This is a genomic window from Shouchella miscanthi (assembly GCF_007725405.1).
In the GTDB taxonomy this organism is placed as follows: domain Bacteria; phylum Bacillota; class Bacilli; order Bacillales; family Bacillaceae_D; genus Shouchella; species Shouchella hunanensis.
Genome location: NZ_CP042163.1, coordinates 474,148 through 488,143, shown reverse-complemented (window position 1 = coordinate 488,143; position 13,996 = coordinate 474,148). Strand labels below are relative to the sequence as shown.

Here is a 13,996-nt window from a genome sequence, read left to right as displayed (position 1 = left end):
TCTCTCTTATAGTATTAAAAAAAGCAGACTGTCGCAAATTAACCACGCCCAATCACCCGAAGAGTGCTGATGAAAGCCACTCTTCTCAGGCTTGAGACAAAGGAACAGCGTCCCTCTTCTTCTATTATAAGTGATTAAGCATCTTTTGTAATGATATTTAAGCAAAATAAAAAAACACTTAATATCACTTAAATTATTATTCACACCAACAGTCTCTATTTTGTGGATAAAATTGAGGTTTTCCACATAAAAATGTGGATGTATGCGGTTAAATGTGGATAGGATTATTTTTTGTGGACAATGTTATCCACAAAACCCTAAGTGAATGTGTGTAGTTTTCATTTACAAACCACTATCCTACTCTTGTTCCGTTCTCAACAGTGACTTCAGGTTGAACGAGGATCACATCCTCATCATTCGGAACCGCTCCTAGAACAAGGATTTCTGATGTAAAACCTGCAATGTTCATTGCTGGAAAATTAACGACTGCTAATACTTGCTTCCCAATTAGATCCGCTGCCTTGTATCGCTTCGTTAGTTGTGCAGAGGATGCTTTTATTCCTAAATCCCCTAAGTCTACTTTCAATTTAATAGCGGGCTTTCTTGCTTCTGCAAAAAACTCAGCTTGAACAATGGTACCCACACGAATATCTAGCTCTTTAAATGTATCAATTGTCGCCATTATGATCCTCCTTCAACTAACTAAATGTCATTTTATCACAACAACAGAGATGACAATGGTGTATCAACCGTTAAACAACGATGACAATGATGACAAAAATTTCGTATGTACGCCAAAAAACCTTTCATCTTTGTAACAAATATGGTGATATTCACTCACATCATTTCCATAAATTACATCATTTAGAAAAGTTATTAAAAAGATTAAGAAGGAGGTATGTTTATCTTCCTATCTTTACTCATTATGAGAAGATTTTCTTTTCATTTTCCCAATATAAAAAGGCTTATATGACAGCTTTTTTAGTTCATTCTTCTTAATTATCACGTCATTTTATTCAATATACAACTTATTTTTTATTCATGTTTCCCAATAAAAAGGAGTTCAATTGCATGCTATCGTAATGGACAACCCATTTTGAACAGGAGGCGTTACCGAATGAAGAAAAGATCAAACGTTTTAATCGCAGGAACAGCGATCGCAACCATTGCTTTAATAGGAACACCATCCATTTCAGAAGCTGCAGAGGAAAAAAAATCTTATTTAATTGGCTTTGATGAACCTCAAGAAGTTGAGCAATTTACAACAAATTTGGAAGAAGAGATTCGTACACAAGCAGATGATGCTATTGATGTAACGTACGAGTTTAAAGATATTCCTGTTCTTGCCGTAGATATGACGGAAGAAGAAATGACTGAACTCAAAAATGAAGAGAGTATTTCCTATATTGAAGAAGATCAGGAAGTGACAACGATGGCGCAAAGCATTCCATGGGGAATTGAAAGAATTGGCACGCCAGCAGCACACGCATCAGGATTCACAGGTAGCGGTGTAAGTGTCGCGGTCCTTGATACAGGGATTGATCCACATTCTGACTTAAATGTACAAGGGGGGGTTAGTTTTGTACCAGGCGAAAGTGGAGCAGATGATGGAAATGGACACGGTACTCATGTAGCAGGAACGATTGCAGCGTTAGATAATGATGAAGGCGTTTTAGGCGTTGCTCCAGAGGTTGATCTCTTTGCAGTAAAAGTTTTAAGTGCATCTGGATCAGGATCAATTAGTTCGATTGCGCAAGGTTTAGAGTGGACAGCTGAAAACAACATTGATGTGGCTAATTTAAGTTTAGGCAGTCCCTCTCCTAGTCAGACGCTAGAACAAGCGGTTAATGACGCCACAGATAGTGGTGTGCTTGTAGTAGCAGCAGCAGGGAATTCTGGAACAAGCTCATTAGGTTATCCAGCTCGTTATGATAATGCAATGGCTGTTGGCGCTACCGACCAATCCGATAGCCTGGCTAGCTTCTCACAGTATGGCGAGGGTCTTGACTTAGTCGCTCCTGGTGTTGGTGTAGAAAGCACGTACCCAGGTGGAGGTTATGACAGCTTAAGCGGCACATCTATGGCTGCTCCACATGTTGCAGGTGCAGCAGCACTCGTTAAACAAAAAAATCCAGGCTGGACAAACGAACAAATACGAAGCCATTTAAACGATACAGCCAATGATCTTGGCGATTCGTTCCGCTTCGGTAGTGGCTTATTGAATGCCGAAAATGCCGTTCAATAGAAGCTTGTATGCGCGTAGGAATACCTATTCCTACGCGTTTTTTTGTTTAAAAGAAGCTTACGTGGAAAAACTAAGAGCACTATGTTGTAGAGGTGAATTCATGTATAACCATTTTGCTCTTTTTCATTCCATTAAGGAGTTAGAAACCGAATTTGAAGTATCCTTTCCTTCCATTAGCAAACACTCAATTTATTCCCCTTCCCAAACGGTCTTGACCATTTCGGACAATAAAGAACTCAAGGCATCCCTTATGCGTTGGGGCCTTATCCCCTATTGGGCAAGACACGAAGGTGTGGGCAACAAGATGGCTTATGCACGGGCTGAAACCATTGAAACAAAAAGGAGTTTTAAATTTCTACTCCAAAAAAATCGTTGCATTATTCCCGCTAGTTGCTTTTATAAATGGCGACAAACCAAGAATGGCACAAAGCACCCTTACAAGATTGAACTTCTTCATCAAGAAATCATGGCTTTTGCTGGACTATGGGATACGTGGAAAAACCTAGAAACCAATCAAACAATTTACTCTTGCACCATTATTACTTCAAGTACAAGTGGTTTGACACTCAATCGCGCGCCAGTATTATTAACAGAAGGGAACCGACAAGCATGGCTTGATTCTAGCATTACCAACCAGCAACAGCTAATGAGCCTCCTAAAACCAATAGAGAAAAACTCATTCATTTTACAGAAAATCAATCATCATAACAGCAACGAGACCGATTTATTTTCGACGATCTAACTAAACAGTTTTTTTGAGAAGAAGCTTTTTTTTTGCTTCAACCTAACTTGTATCTTTCTTCCATTTCCTCCGATTAAAATGGTCTCGGCACCACATGCGTTTTTTTACCTACTTCATAACCAACTGCGCAACACTAGTTGACTCAAATAGTCACCATATCCGTTCTTTATCGAATTAAACATATAAGTACCTGACTATTTTCCTTGTTTACTTCTCTGATTTTCGGGGAATCTTAGCATTAAAGGTTGTATTAGAGGAGTGAGAGAACAATGAGTGAAAAAATATTTATCAGTCCTAGTAAGTATGTTCAAGGTCGTCATACATTAGATAAAGCAGGAGAATATATTTCTCAACTTGGAAAAAAAGCAATGGTCATTGCTGATAAAAACGTATGGGACATTGCAGGGAATCGAGTTGCAGGAAGCCTCAAAGAGCATGATCTAGACGTAATGGAAATTACGTTCGAGGGTGAAGCCTCTGCCAAAGAAATTGAACGAATTAGCAAAGAAGCAAGTAGCAATAACATTGATATTATTGTTGGAGTCGGTGGTGGAAAAACCCTTGATACAGCAAAAGGTGTTCGAGATTCGTTAGAAGGCGCTGCCTGTGCAGTGATTCCAACAACGGCTTCTACTGACGCGCCAACAAGTGCTTTATCTGTTATTTATTCAGATGAAGGTGTTTTCGAGCGTTATCGTTTCTATAACAAAAATCCAGATCTTGTATTGCTCGACACGGCGATCATTGCAGCTGCACCACCCCATTTTCTTGCTGCAGGTATTGCAGATGCCCTAGCTACTTGGGTAGAAGCACGAGCTAGCTTAGAAGCACGAGGTACAACGATGGCAGGCGGACAAGCAACGATTGCTGGTAAAGCGATTGCTGAAAAGTGCGAGCAAACCTTATTTGAATATGGTTTACTCGCTTATGAATCAAATAAACGTCAAGTTGTTTCGTATGCCCTTGAGCAAATTGTGGAAGCTAATACGTTGCTAAGTGGACTTGGCTTTGAAAGTGCCGGCCTAGCCCTTGCCCACGCCGTTCACAATGGCTTTACTGTCTTAGATGGGGACATTCATAAAAAGAGCCATGGGGAAAAGGTTGCTTTTGGTATTTTAACCCAGCTCGCTTATGAAGCACGTGACAAAGAAGAAGTGAATCGTTATATCTCCCTTCTTCAACAACTAGAATTGCCTACGACATTTAAAGACCTTCACATTGAAGACATTGATCGCGAGGATTTAAAGAAAGTTGCTGAAACCGCTCTTCAAGAAGGGGAAAGCAGCCACAACATGCCAAGTGTTCCTAGCGTGGATGATGTTGTTGATGCCATGATCGCTGCCGATCAGTATTCCATTGCATATCGTGAAAGCCATAAATAACTCAACGCGCTACGTCAGTTGCCTCATGCTAGGCTACTGATTGTAGCGTTTTTCTATGCTCTACTTTCATAAAAAAACACCCCTTCGTTAAGAGGGGGTGTACATCCTTTTTATTGACGTATTAACTCAAGCTCTACGGGAATAAAATCGTCAATCTCTTCCTCATTTAATACAGAGTACGCCGCTTGTACAGCTTCTTCACCAATTAGAATAGGTTGCTGAGCAATAGTACCTGCAAGTCCACCGGTTTCAACAGAGGCAACTGCATCATCTGTTGCATCAAATCCAACAACAACAATATCATCTCGACCAGCTGCTGAAATCGCTTCTAATGCGCCTAAAGCCATTTCATCATTATGAGCAAATACACCGACAATATCCGGGTTGCTTTGAAGAATATTTTCCATTACCGTCAACCCCTCTGCCCGATCAAAGTTGGCTGGTTGGCTTGTTACGACATCAAGTGATTCTTCTGCAATGTTATGGAAACCTTCTCCTCGTTCTCGAGCAGCAGAGGCACCTGGAATTCCTTCTAATTCAGCAACTTGTGCTCCTTCTCCTACAAGCTCGAGTAAATAGTCACCAGCCATTTCCCCACCAGCTATGTTATCAGAAGCAATGTGGGTCACAACTTCTCCACCTTCAGCAGCTCGGTCAACGGTGATCACTGGAATCCCAGCATTATTTGCTGATTGAATAGCCGCTGCTACTGCGGAGGAATCAGTTGGGTTAATGAGAATTAAATCGACACCACGCTGAATGAGATCTTCTACATCATTCACTTGTTTTGAACTATCGTCTTGTGCATCAACTGTTTCAATTTGAATTCCTAATTCATCTGCTTTCTCAATTGCTCCGTCCTCTAGTGTAACAAAGAACGGATTGTTTAAAGTTGAAATAGATAGGCCGACAGTGAATTCGCCACTCTCTTCTCCGTTTCCAGAACCATTGCTGTTATTTGCATCATCTGACCCCGGTGAATCCATTGAACATGCTCCAAGAAATGCTGCTAAACCCATTGTTGCCACTGTTAGACTTACTTTTTTCATCCCAATCTCTCCCTTAGTTTAATTAAGCTGTTTTTCTGCGGTCTAGTAAGACTGCAAGTAAAATGACACTTCCTTTTACAACTTGCTGGAAAAACGAACTGACACCAAGTAAATTCAGCCCATTATTTAATACGCCAATAATGAGCGCACCAATCAGTGTACCAACAATCCAACCTCTTCCTCCGGTCAAGCTCGTACCACCTAAGACAACAGCGGCAATAGCATCAAGTTCATACATCGTACCTGCTGTAGGCTGTGCAGAATTTAACCGGGATGTTAGTATCACCCCTGCAACCGCTGCCAAAAAACCGGTTAACGAGTACACATATATTTTTATTCGATCAACTTTTATTCCTGATAAAATGGAAGCCTCTTCATTTCCACCTACCGCATAGACTCTGCGACCGAACGTTGTTTTCTTAAGAATAAGATACAGGATAACGAAACTAATGAGCATGGTAATGGCAGGCATCGGAATGCCAAAAAAGTAGCCACCACCGATCATTTGAAACAGAGTTGAATCTCCAAGACCAGACACGGGACGTCCATCTGTAAACATGAGTGTAGCGCCACGATAAATGGTCATTGTGGCAAGTGTCGCAATAAAAGGAGCCACTTTTCCCTTAGCAATAATAATCCCGTTAATGGCACCAAGAACTGCACCTACTAGTAACCCTACCAGAATGGCTAGAACCGGGTCGACACCTGAAGCGAGCATAGTTGCCGTTACCGCTCCTGAAAAAGCAAGAATTGCACCTACAGATAAATCAATTCCACCTGTTAAAATAACAAAAGTCATACCAAACGCAATCAAAGCATTTATGGAAACTTGGCGTAAAACGTTTAAGAGATTCGCTGTAGATAGAAAACTCGGATTCAAAATACTAATAACGAGAATGATTAAAAACAAACCAATAAACGGTCCTAATGTTGCCGCGAGGGCTTTTGCTTTTTTATTGTCGAACATGTTTCTCTCCTCCAGTGGCTTCATGCATAATGGCTTCTTCTGATAATTGGTCTCGGTTTAAAATGGTTAGCATCTTTCCTTCAAACATCACGCCAACACGACTACTTAAGCCAATCACTTCTGGCAATTCAGAAGACACCATAATGATTGCGACACCTTGTTTTGCTAACTCATTCATAATGGTGTAAATTTCTTTTTTTGCCCCAACATCAACACCTCGAGTTGGTTCGTCTAAAATAAGCACTTTCGGTTTAATCCCTAGCCACTTAGCGATTACCACTTTCTGCTGATTGCCTCCGCTTAGTGATTTCGCCTGCTGATGAGGTCCTGATGTACGTACACCAAGCTTCGTAACCAATGACTCGTAAAGTTGTTGTTCCTTCGTTCGTTGCATAATACCCGACGTTGAAACCGCATTCAAATTTGTCAAACTAATGTTATCACGTATAGAAAAATCAACGATTAGCCCTTTTGATTTGCGGTCTTCAGACACGAAACCAATTCCTTTCTCAATCGCATCAATAGGCTTTCTAAATGAAACGGGGCTACCATCTAATTCCATTGATCCGCTGTCTATCCCTCGATAGCCAAAAAGACTCTCAACAACCTCTGAACGACCAGCACCCATTAAACCTGCTATGCCAAAAATTTCTCCAGCTCGCACTTCAAATGTAATGTTCTCAAATTCGCCTTCACGAGAGATCTCCTTTACTGCTAGCTTCACTTCTCCAGGCTGTAAATCATAGTCAGGAAAACGTCCACCGAGCTCTCGTCCCACCATTAAACGAACAATCTCATCAAAATCGGTTTCTTTGATCACTTTTGTTGCAACATAGTTTCCATCTCTTAAAACCGTAATACGCTGACAGAGGGAAAAGATTTCTTCCATTCGGTGCGAAATATAAACAAACGTTACACCTTTTTTCTGTAAGCCTCGAACGACCTCAAATAACGTATCAATTTCTCGATCTGTTAACGCTGCTGTTGGTTCATCCATAATAATGACATCTGCTTCCGTCATGAGCGCTTTTGCAATCTCGATAATTTGTTGCTTGCCGACTGACAGATTGCCTGCACGCTCCGTCGCCTTTACATGTAACCCTAAATCAGCCAATTGTTGCTCCGCTAGACGATTCATCTCTTTCGTTTTTAGCCAGCCTGTTTTCCAGACCGTTTGTTCATTACCTAAAAATAAATTTTCCGCCACCGTTAATTCAGGCAAAATATTTAATTCTTGGTGAATAACTGTAATGCCATCATCTTCAGCGTCCTTAGGATGAGTATAGAAAACGTCTTTTCCTTTTACCGTGATGTCCCCGCTGTCCCTTGGGTAAATGCCCGTTAAAATTTTCATCAACGTAGATTTCCCAGCACCGTTTTCACCCATTAGTGCATGAATCTCACCTTTTTCGAGCGTGAAAGAAACATCGTTTAACACTTGATTTCCACTAAATGCTTTGCTGATCCTGTTCATTTCAACAATCAAAGGCTTGTCCCCCTTAGAATAAGACGCCCGCGCGCAAGATAACGTTAGCAAAAGGCGTTACTTCACCCGTTCGAATGACAGCTTTCGCTTTTGCTGTTTCAATTTTTAAGTCTTGATGGGGTAAGTAATAAGTAGGAATACCCTTGCTTTCAATGGCTGTATAGATATGATTTTGGTCTTTCACTTCCTCAGCTGCTATCATAGCCTCTACTTCCATATCTTCAAGTACTTCCTCTAACACGTCAGTAAAAGAAGGAAATCCTTTTCGTAACGATAAATCAATGCACTCTACTCCAGAAGGAATTGGCAACCCACAATCAGCAATAACAATGTGATCGGTGTGACCGAGGGTCGCAAGAATACGCGCTATATCTCGGTTTAAAATACCTGTCTTTTTCATTCTAAATCCCTCCAGTGTTGTTTAAGAATGCCTTTACTTGTTCTTCTTTTGGCATGCCTGTTTGGGCACCAAAAGCTTGAACTGACAAGGCAGCCGCAGCATTCGCAAACGTGATCGCCTCTTCTAGAGATTCCTTACGAGCAAGGGCAACGGCCAATGCCCCGTTAAATGTATCTCCAGCACCTGTCGTATCCACTACAGATGCTGTGTGACCTGCTATTCGCTTTCGTTCACCATCCTCAGACCATTGCACACCATTTGCGCCTTGTGTGACTATAAGTTTTTCTTCCAACTCCTCATAAAAAGTAGTGAAAAGTTCATTGTATTCACTCTCATTTGGTGTTAGATAAGTCGCTCGCCTATATGTTTCTACTGAGAGTGTTTGAGCAGGTGCTGGATTAAGAATAACTGGCACCCCTTCCTCACTACAGATTGTCACGGCATAGTCGACAGCTTGAAGTGGAATTTCTAGCTGAATGACTACCACATCACTTTGTACAATGAGTTCCCGAAATGATTCGATATAAGCGGAATCAACGCACCGATTGGCTCCGGGTGTGACAATAATTCGATTGTCACCTTCAGAAAGTAAGATGGTCGCTACACCTGAGCTTTCACCTGTAACCGGTTCCACACTGTCTATACAGATTCCTTCTTGTTCAAGACCATTTAACAGAAGCTGACCAAAGGGATCGTCACCTACTCGACCGATCATCGCTACATCTGCACCTAAACGTGCCGCTGCAACGGCTTGATTGGCTCCTTTCCCACCAAATGCTGTTTGAAATGCATCTCCTAAGATGGTTTCTCCTTGGTTTGGCACTTTAGAAGTAGTCGTGACCATATCCATATTGATACTTCCAATGACGGTTACCTTTGGCTTACGCATATTGAATTCCTCACTTTGTTGTTCCACGTATGTGCATAATTGGCGGAAACACATACTGAAATGTTTTTATTGGCCTGTTTTCAATTTGATCGATTAATAACGAGATGGCCTTTTCACCTATTTGATAAATTGGCTGTTTTACTGTAGTTAACGACGGGCTCAACATTTCACCAAAGGAAATGCCATCGAACCCAATGATTTGCAAGTCATCTGGCACCATTCGCTTCATTGTATGAGCCGCCTTCATCGCCCCTGCAGCAGCCACATCACTCGCTGCAAAAATTCCATCAACCTCTGGATGCTGCTCTAGTAATACTCGAACCATCTCTTCTGCTCTATAACTATTAAAGCCTGTTTCAAGAACGGTATGTCGCTTTCCAAACTGCTCAACCGTCTCTTTAAACCCTTGGTATCGTTCATCAGCAGTCACTAAACCAGTCTGGCCCCGAAGATGCGCAATATGCATACAACCTTTTTGAATTAAATATTCTGTTGCAAGCTTTGCACCTTGTTTGTTTTCCACGGTTACAGTTGGTACATGTTCACTAATGAAACGGTCTAACGCAACGATGGGTACATTTAATGCTTTGTAGTGCTCGTAGCCCCCAACACCCGTTGCAACGATGATACCATCTACATACTTCTGTTCTAATGTATTTAAGTAATGTGCTTCTTTTTTTACTTGATTATCTGTATTGCATAGTACGACAGTGTAACCAGCCTTTAATGCAACATCTTCAATTCCACGGGCGATCTCAGGAAAGAATGGATTGGCGATATCAGGAATCAATAAACCAATCATTCTTGATTTCTTATCGTAAAGAGAGCGAGCAACTGCACTTGGCCGATAATTAAGATCTGTTATCGCCTTCTGTACTGCTGTTTCAGCTTCCTTACTCACATAACCTTTATTGTTTAATACACGCGATACTGTAGCTACAGAAACGTTCGCATATTTTGCTACATCTTTAATCGTTGTCATGTTTTACCCCTTAATGTGTAACCGGTTACAGATAGTATATTCCTAGACTAAATGATTTGTCAATTTCTAAATTATGTAATGGTTATGTGATTTTCCACTAAAAAAAGCGTTCTCTTCTTTCTCGAAGAAAAACGCCGCTATTCATAGCCACCCCATTATCCTTTGCTTCACTTCAATTGGAAGCGGCTGCATCAGGGCACGTTGAAGCCTGTCCACTTTCTCCACTCCTTCAGTGCGAAAATGAGCTTCTACCATCAACACCTTCTGTTCACGATTTGGCATCAACAAATAAAAAACGTACCAGTCTTCAAGCTGCATATAGGGAGTATGTCCTTTTTCTAATGTGACTGCCGACGAATCAAACGAGAAACGATACACTCCTTGTTCATGTTCAATTGCAAAACCACCCATGATATCAATTGAAACACCTGCTATTGTGAAGCGTTTGAAGACTTCCGTTTGGAATGGTTTTTTATAACTGGCTTTTTTTTCATCACCTAATTGAGTCATCACCTCTTGAACGCTTTTTTCATCTGCCAAATCAATAAAAAGATCAATATCATTTGTTTCTTTAACGATAGAGTGATGAAATAGAAGTGTAGAGCCACCAATTCCAAATGAGACGCCTTTTGAATGGAATGCGTTCACTAGTTTGACAAGCACGTCTCTTTGATGCTGATTCATCTAGTATATTACCTCCTTTTCGACGAAATCACTGCACGCCTTACTTCCTTTATCTCTTCATTAATTGTAGGAATGAACATACAAGAAGGTTGGCATCTTTCTTTTTTCAGACGTTCAAGAAAAGTCAATTCTCGTTCAACAATTTCTATCTCATCTTCATCCAACATTCTCCTTACTCCTCTCCCTTACTTATTTCCGTTAAATTACCTTCCATTATCCTCTGATCGCTTGACTTTATATTGCTGAGTAAAAGCAAACATAAGTGTCATAATTGCACTCGGTAAAAGAACGATTAAAAAACGAGCGCCGGTCATACCAAGTCCCGTTTCAGTTGTTTGTGATTCTTCACCTAGAATAAACAACACAAATAGTAGAAAAGCAACAACAAGCTTACTTATGCCAATCCAAACGATTTTCGTTGGTTGACGTCGAAAAAGCACGACTAAAATCCAACCTAGAATAGCTATTCCAAACGGAAGCAGCATACCAACATTCATAAACACATCCATTTTGAACACCCTCTCCCTTTTTTGCTACCCATGTTTCCTTACACTCAATCCTCTATTTTAATTGATCCCCTTACCTATCTTATTCTGTATTGGGTGGATTAAAAGAAGACTGAAGTAAGAACACGAATTGGGTTATTGGCTCTTTAAGGAAGCCACTGAGAGAGGAGCTTATGGATTGAGTCCTTTATCATTTCAGTTTAACAGGAATCAAAGAGGGCTAGATAAGAAACACTCCCCTCTGAACGTTATGCCATTCTTCGCATAGCTATTCCAACAACTAAATTGTAAACAGCGTGTACGAGAATGGGAACGATGAGCGCCCCTGTTACGATAAACAAATACGCAAGTAACAAGCCGACGAAGAAAATGATGCCATGAAGAATTGGCATGCCTTTGTATTGAGGGACATGTACGAGCATGAATAAAAGAGCATTAACAAGTAACAGAATCCACGTCGGAACTACGTCCAGAAAGAGCCCAATAAATACACCACGAAACAAAAATTCTTCCACAAGAGGCGCGCCGATTACAACCGGTACAAACCCGACTGGCTTTGAAAGGATTGTGCGCAATAAATCTGCTAACTCATTTTCTGGCAATGTTGTGTTCGTCCATTTTAATAGAGAAAGGGTTACAAACCCAACTAAAAGACCAATGGCTACACCAGCGGGTAATTGAAGTGCTAGAGAATACTTTTCACTAATAAAAAGAGACTGGAGAAAAGGTATCATCTCTCCAAAACGAAAAACAAGAACGAAACCAAGTCCAATTAGAATTAACAAAAAAAATCCTTGCCAAATTGCCCATTGGAGTTGTTTTTCTTCATAGGTCAACAAAAACTCTCTCCTTTTTTGACACGTACTATTTTCACCATTGTACTTGATTTCAACAGAAAAAACTGCCCTGTAAAAACCAACCTTTTTTTCAGGGCCGCTTGTCCTGTTTACTCAGCTATTCGCCTTTCCCCTTTTAACAGAAATTCTAAAGAAGGTATACCCATTTCCCCTTAAAATAAAGTTAGTACCTACACCTCTCTATACAGAACGAGCGGTATGCAATTCACTTATGATTGCATCTGTTACCTCTTCTGTTGAATGGATACCGCCAAGATCCTTGGTGATGGTGCCTTTCCTTGTGACGCGTTCAATCGCATCTAATAAAAACGTTCCAAGTTCCTCTTCTCCAAAATGGTCCAGCATCATTTTCGCTGTCCAAATTTGGCCGATTGGATTAGCCAATCCTTTCCCAACTATATCTGGGGCGGAACCATGAACCGGTTCAAACATTGATGGATAGTTTCCATTCACATTGATATTTGCAGCTGGTGCAATACCAATGCTCCCCATAATGGCAGCACCGATATCTGTTAGAATGTCTCCGAAAAGATTAGAAGCCACAATGACATCAAAGTCAGCCGGTCTTGTAACGAAGAACGCAGCTAATGCGTCAATATGCTGCGATTCGGTTCTTATAGCAGGGTAGTCTGCACTTACTTCTTTAAATACTTGGTCCCAAAAAGGCATAGAGTGAACAATCCCATTTGATTTTGTTGCACTCGTCACAAATCGTTTTCGTTTTGCTGCAACCTCAAACGCATAACGCATCACTCGTTCCGTGCCTTTTCGTGTAAATACAGCATTTTGAATGGCTACTTCATCTTCTTTGCTATGAATACGACCGCCAACCGTGCTATATTCACCTTCACTGTTTTCACGAATAACAACAAGATCAAAGTCTTTAGGGTTCTGTAATGGCGATTGAATACCATCAAGTCGTTTTGCTGGCCTCATATTAATCACTTGTTCAAATTCACGGCGAATTTTAATAAGAAGGCCCCATAGTGAAATGTGATCGGGGACAAGGTTTGGATCACCAACCGCTCCTAAAAAAATGGCATCAAATGGTTTCAATTGCTCCAATCCATTATCTGGCATCATCACACCGTGTTCTATGTAATACTGACAGCTCCACGGAAACGATTGAAATTGGAATGCTAATCCCCCATGCACATCAGCAACCGCTTTCAAAACACGTTCAGCTTGCGGAACAACCTCTATCCCAATACCATCTCCAGGAATACTTGCAATATCAAACTGTTTCATCACGTTTCCTCCCACATTGTCTAGTCTCTACTTCTACACGAATTTATCCCTTTTGTTACGAAACGAATGCCGCCTCCTGTGTAAAATGTCATTAACGAATGCTCATAAAACTTTCTGCAAGATAATCTTAGAATCACCTGTTTCGTTTTCTTCTACTGCCGTCACATCAAACCCAAAGCGAATATTAAGTAGCAACATTTTTCGCCAACGGTTCATCGATTTTGTTTCGACCTTTTCGTAACCTGCTTCCTTTGCTTTCGTATGTTGATTTTTCATTAATTGTAGCGCTACTCCTTTTCCTTGAGAGGTTGACCTTACGCCACCTAACCAGCTGTAAAATGTGGTGGCATTTTGCTCATAACCCAATTTGTAGCCGATTAACGTTTCATCCTCATAAGCGAGTTGCACATCTAAATTTGGCTTATGCGCCATACGCTCATTCAACTGACGATCCTCATTGAACACTTCTCGATGTAAATCACAGATATCCTTTACGATTCGCTTACTTGGTATACCCTTTAACGACAAAAACTCCATGACTAGCCCCTCTTTCTTTGCA

The 13,996-nt window shown here is 40.9% G+C and carries 16 protein-coding genes; 3 read left to right on the top strand and 13 right to left on the bottom strand.

The window, feature by feature from the left end:
* Positions 1-352 precede the first annotated feature (352 nt).
* A complete protein-coding gene (locus tag FPV17_RS02525; protein WP_035392835.1) occupies positions 353-682 on the bottom strand; it encodes a tRNA-binding protein in 330 nt (109 codons plus the stop codon).
* Positions 683-1,117: 435 nt separating this feature from the next.
* Between FPV17_RS02525 and FPV17_RS02520 the strand changes: the two genes are divergently transcribed.
* The 3 genes from FPV17_RS02520 (at position 1,118) to FPV17_RS02510 (ending at position 4,369) form a co-directional block, all read left to right on the top strand.
* The gene (locus FPV17_RS02520; RefSeq protein ID WP_035392836.1) at positions 1,118-2,245 is read left to right on the top strand and encodes a S8 family peptidase; all 1,128 of its coding nucleotides are present in this window, start codon (positions 1,118-1,120) and stop codon (positions 2,243-2,245) included.
* A gap of 100 nt (positions 2,246-2,345) precedes the next feature.
* Positions 2,346-2,987 carry an SOS response-associated peptidase gene (locus FPV17_RS02515; protein WP_186370708.1) on the top strand — a complete coding sequence of 214 codons (642 nt, stop codon included), beginning with the start codon at positions 2,346-2,348 and terminating at the stop codon, positions 2,985-2,987.
* Positions 2,988-3,256: 269 nt separating this feature from the next.
* Positions 3,257-4,369, top strand: a complete 1,113-nt coding sequence (locus FPV17_RS02510; protein WP_144557788.1) for a glycerol dehydrogenase — start codon at positions 3,257-3,259, stop codon at positions 4,367-4,369.
* Between the two features lie 110 nt (positions 4,370-4,479).
* On the opposite strand, the gene rbsB is transcribed toward FPV17_RS02510, so the two are convergent.
* From rbsB to FPV17_RS02455, 12 genes are all read right to left on the bottom strand, one after another.
* Positions 4,480-5,418 (bottom strand): ribose ABC transporter substrate-binding protein RbsB, encoded by a 939-nt coding sequence (gene rbsB, locus FPV17_RS02505; RefSeq protein ID WP_035392838.1) that lies wholly within the window; start codon positions 5,416-5,418, stop codon positions 4,480-4,482.
* A 22-nt stretch (positions 5,419-5,440) separates the two neighbouring features.
* Positions 5,441-6,385, bottom strand: coding sequence for an ABC transporter permease subunit (locus FPV17_RS02500; RefSeq protein WP_035392840.1), 945 nt, complete (start codon positions 6,383-6,385; stop codon positions 5,441-5,443).
* Positions 6,372-7,871 carry a sugar ABC transporter ATP-binding protein gene (locus FPV17_RS02495; RefSeq protein WP_144557786.1) on the bottom strand — a complete coding sequence of 500 codons (1,500 nt, stop codon included), beginning with the start codon at positions 7,869-7,871 and terminating at the stop codon, positions 6,372-6,374. Before FPV17_RS02495 ends, FPV17_RS02500 begins: the two co-directional genes overlap by 14 nt.
* Positions 7,872-7,884: 13 nt before the next feature.
* Positions 7,885-8,271, bottom strand: a complete 387-nt coding sequence (gene rbsD, locus FPV17_RS02490) for a D-ribose pyranase (protein ID WP_035392841.1) — start codon at positions 8,269-8,271, stop codon at positions 7,885-7,887.
* Position 8,272: 1 nt separating this feature from the next.
* Complete coding sequence (gene rbsK, locus FPV17_RS02485; protein ID WP_144557784.1) at positions 8,273-9,160, bottom strand: ribokinase; 888 nt, start codon at positions 9,158-9,160, stop codon at positions 8,273-8,275.
* A gap of 10 nt (positions 9,161-9,170) precedes the next feature.
* Positions 9,171-10,142 (bottom strand): LacI family DNA-binding transcriptional regulator, encoded by a 972-nt coding sequence (locus FPV17_RS02480; protein WP_144557782.1) that lies wholly within the window; start codon positions 10,140-10,142, stop codon positions 9,171-9,173.
* A 141-nt stretch (positions 10,143-10,283) separates the two neighbouring features.
* Positions 10,284-10,826, bottom strand: coding sequence for a hypothetical protein (locus FPV17_RS02475; protein ID WP_144557780.1), 543 nt, complete (start codon positions 10,824-10,826; stop codon positions 10,284-10,286).
* 8 nt (positions 10,827-10,834) lie between these two features.
* Entirely contained in the window at positions 10,835-10,993 is a 159-nt protein-coding gene (locus tag FPV17_RS21650; protein WP_186370707.1) for a hypothetical protein, read from the bottom strand.
* Between the two features lie 36 nt (positions 10,994-11,029).
* A complete protein-coding gene (locus tag FPV17_RS02470) occupies positions 11,030-11,335 on the bottom strand; it encodes a hypothetical protein (protein WP_144557778.1) in 306 nt (101 codons plus the stop codon).
* A gap of 245 nt (positions 11,336-11,580) precedes the next feature.
* Positions 11,581-12,171, bottom strand: a complete 591-nt coding sequence (locus FPV17_RS02465; protein WP_144557776.1) for a CPBP family intramembrane glutamic endopeptidase — start codon at positions 12,169-12,171, stop codon at positions 11,581-11,583.
* Between the two features lie 198 nt (positions 12,172-12,369).
* On the bottom strand, positions 12,370-13,437 hold the full coding sequence (locus tag FPV17_RS02460; protein WP_144557774.1) for a tartrate dehydrogenase: 1,068 nt from the start codon (positions 13,435-13,437) through the stop codon (positions 12,370-12,372).
* Positions 13,438-13,539: 102 nt separating this feature from the next.
* The gene (locus FPV17_RS02455) at positions 13,540-13,974 is read right to left on the bottom strand and encodes a GNAT family N-acetyltransferase (protein WP_035392847.1); all 435 of its coding nucleotides are present in this window, start codon (positions 13,972-13,974) and stop codon (positions 13,540-13,542) included.
* Positions 13,975-13,996 lie beyond the last annotated feature (22 nt).

Bases quoted from the DNA above. Each gene is read 5' to 3' on its own strand.
- FPV17_RS02525 (WP_035392835.1), bottom strand. From the start codon at position 682: ATGGCGACAATTGATACATTTAAAGAGCTAGATATTCGTGTGGGTACC.
- rbsK (WP_144557784.1), bottom strand. From the start codon at position 9,160: ATGCGTAAGCCAAAGGTAACCGTCATTGGAAGTATCAATATGGATATG.
- FPV17_RS02480 (WP_144557782.1), bottom strand. From the start codon at position 10,142: ATGACAACGATTAAAGATGTAGCAAAATATGCGAACGTTTCTGTAGCT.
- rbsB (WP_035392838.1), bottom strand. From the start codon at position 5,418: ATGAAAAAAGTAAGTCTAACAGTGGCAACAATGGGTTTAGCAGCATTT.
- FPV17_RS02510 (WP_144557788.1), top strand. From the start codon at position 3,257: ATGAGTGAAAAAATATTTATCAGTCCTAGTAAGTATGTTCAAGGTCGT.
- FPV17_RS02500 (WP_035392840.1), bottom strand. From the start codon at position 6,385: ATGTTCGACAATAAAAAAGCAAAAGCCCTCGCGGCAACATTAGGACCG.
- FPV17_RS02470 (WP_144557778.1), bottom strand. From the start codon at position 11,335: ATGGATGTGTTTATGAATGTTGGTATGCTGCTTCCGTTTGGAATAGCT.
- FPV17_RS02455 (WP_035392847.1), bottom strand. From the start codon at position 13,974: ATGGAGTTTTTGTCGTTAAAGGGTATACCAAGTAAGCGAATCGTAAAG.
- FPV17_RS21650 (WP_186370707.1), bottom strand. From the start codon at position 10,993: ATGTTGGATGAAGATGAGATAGAAATTGTTGAACGAGAATTGACTTTT.
- FPV17_RS02460 (WP_144557774.1), bottom strand. From the start codon at position 13,437: ATGAAACAGTTTGATATTGCAAGTATTCCTGGAGATGGTATTGGGATA.
- FPV17_RS02515 (WP_186370708.1), top strand. From the start codon at position 2,346: ATGTATAACCATTTTGCTCTTTTTCATTCCATTAAGGAGTTAGAAACC.
- FPV17_RS02520 (WP_035392836.1), top strand. From the start codon at position 1,118: ATGAAGAAAAGATCAAACGTTTTAATCGCAGGAACAGCGATCGCAACC.
- FPV17_RS02475 (WP_144557780.1), bottom strand. From the start codon at position 10,826: ATGAATCAGCATCAAAGAGACGTGCTTGTCAAACTAGTGAACGCATTC.
- rbsD (WP_035392841.1), bottom strand. From the start codon at position 8,271: ATGAAAAAGACAGGTATTTTAAACCGAGATATAGCGCGTATTCTTGCG.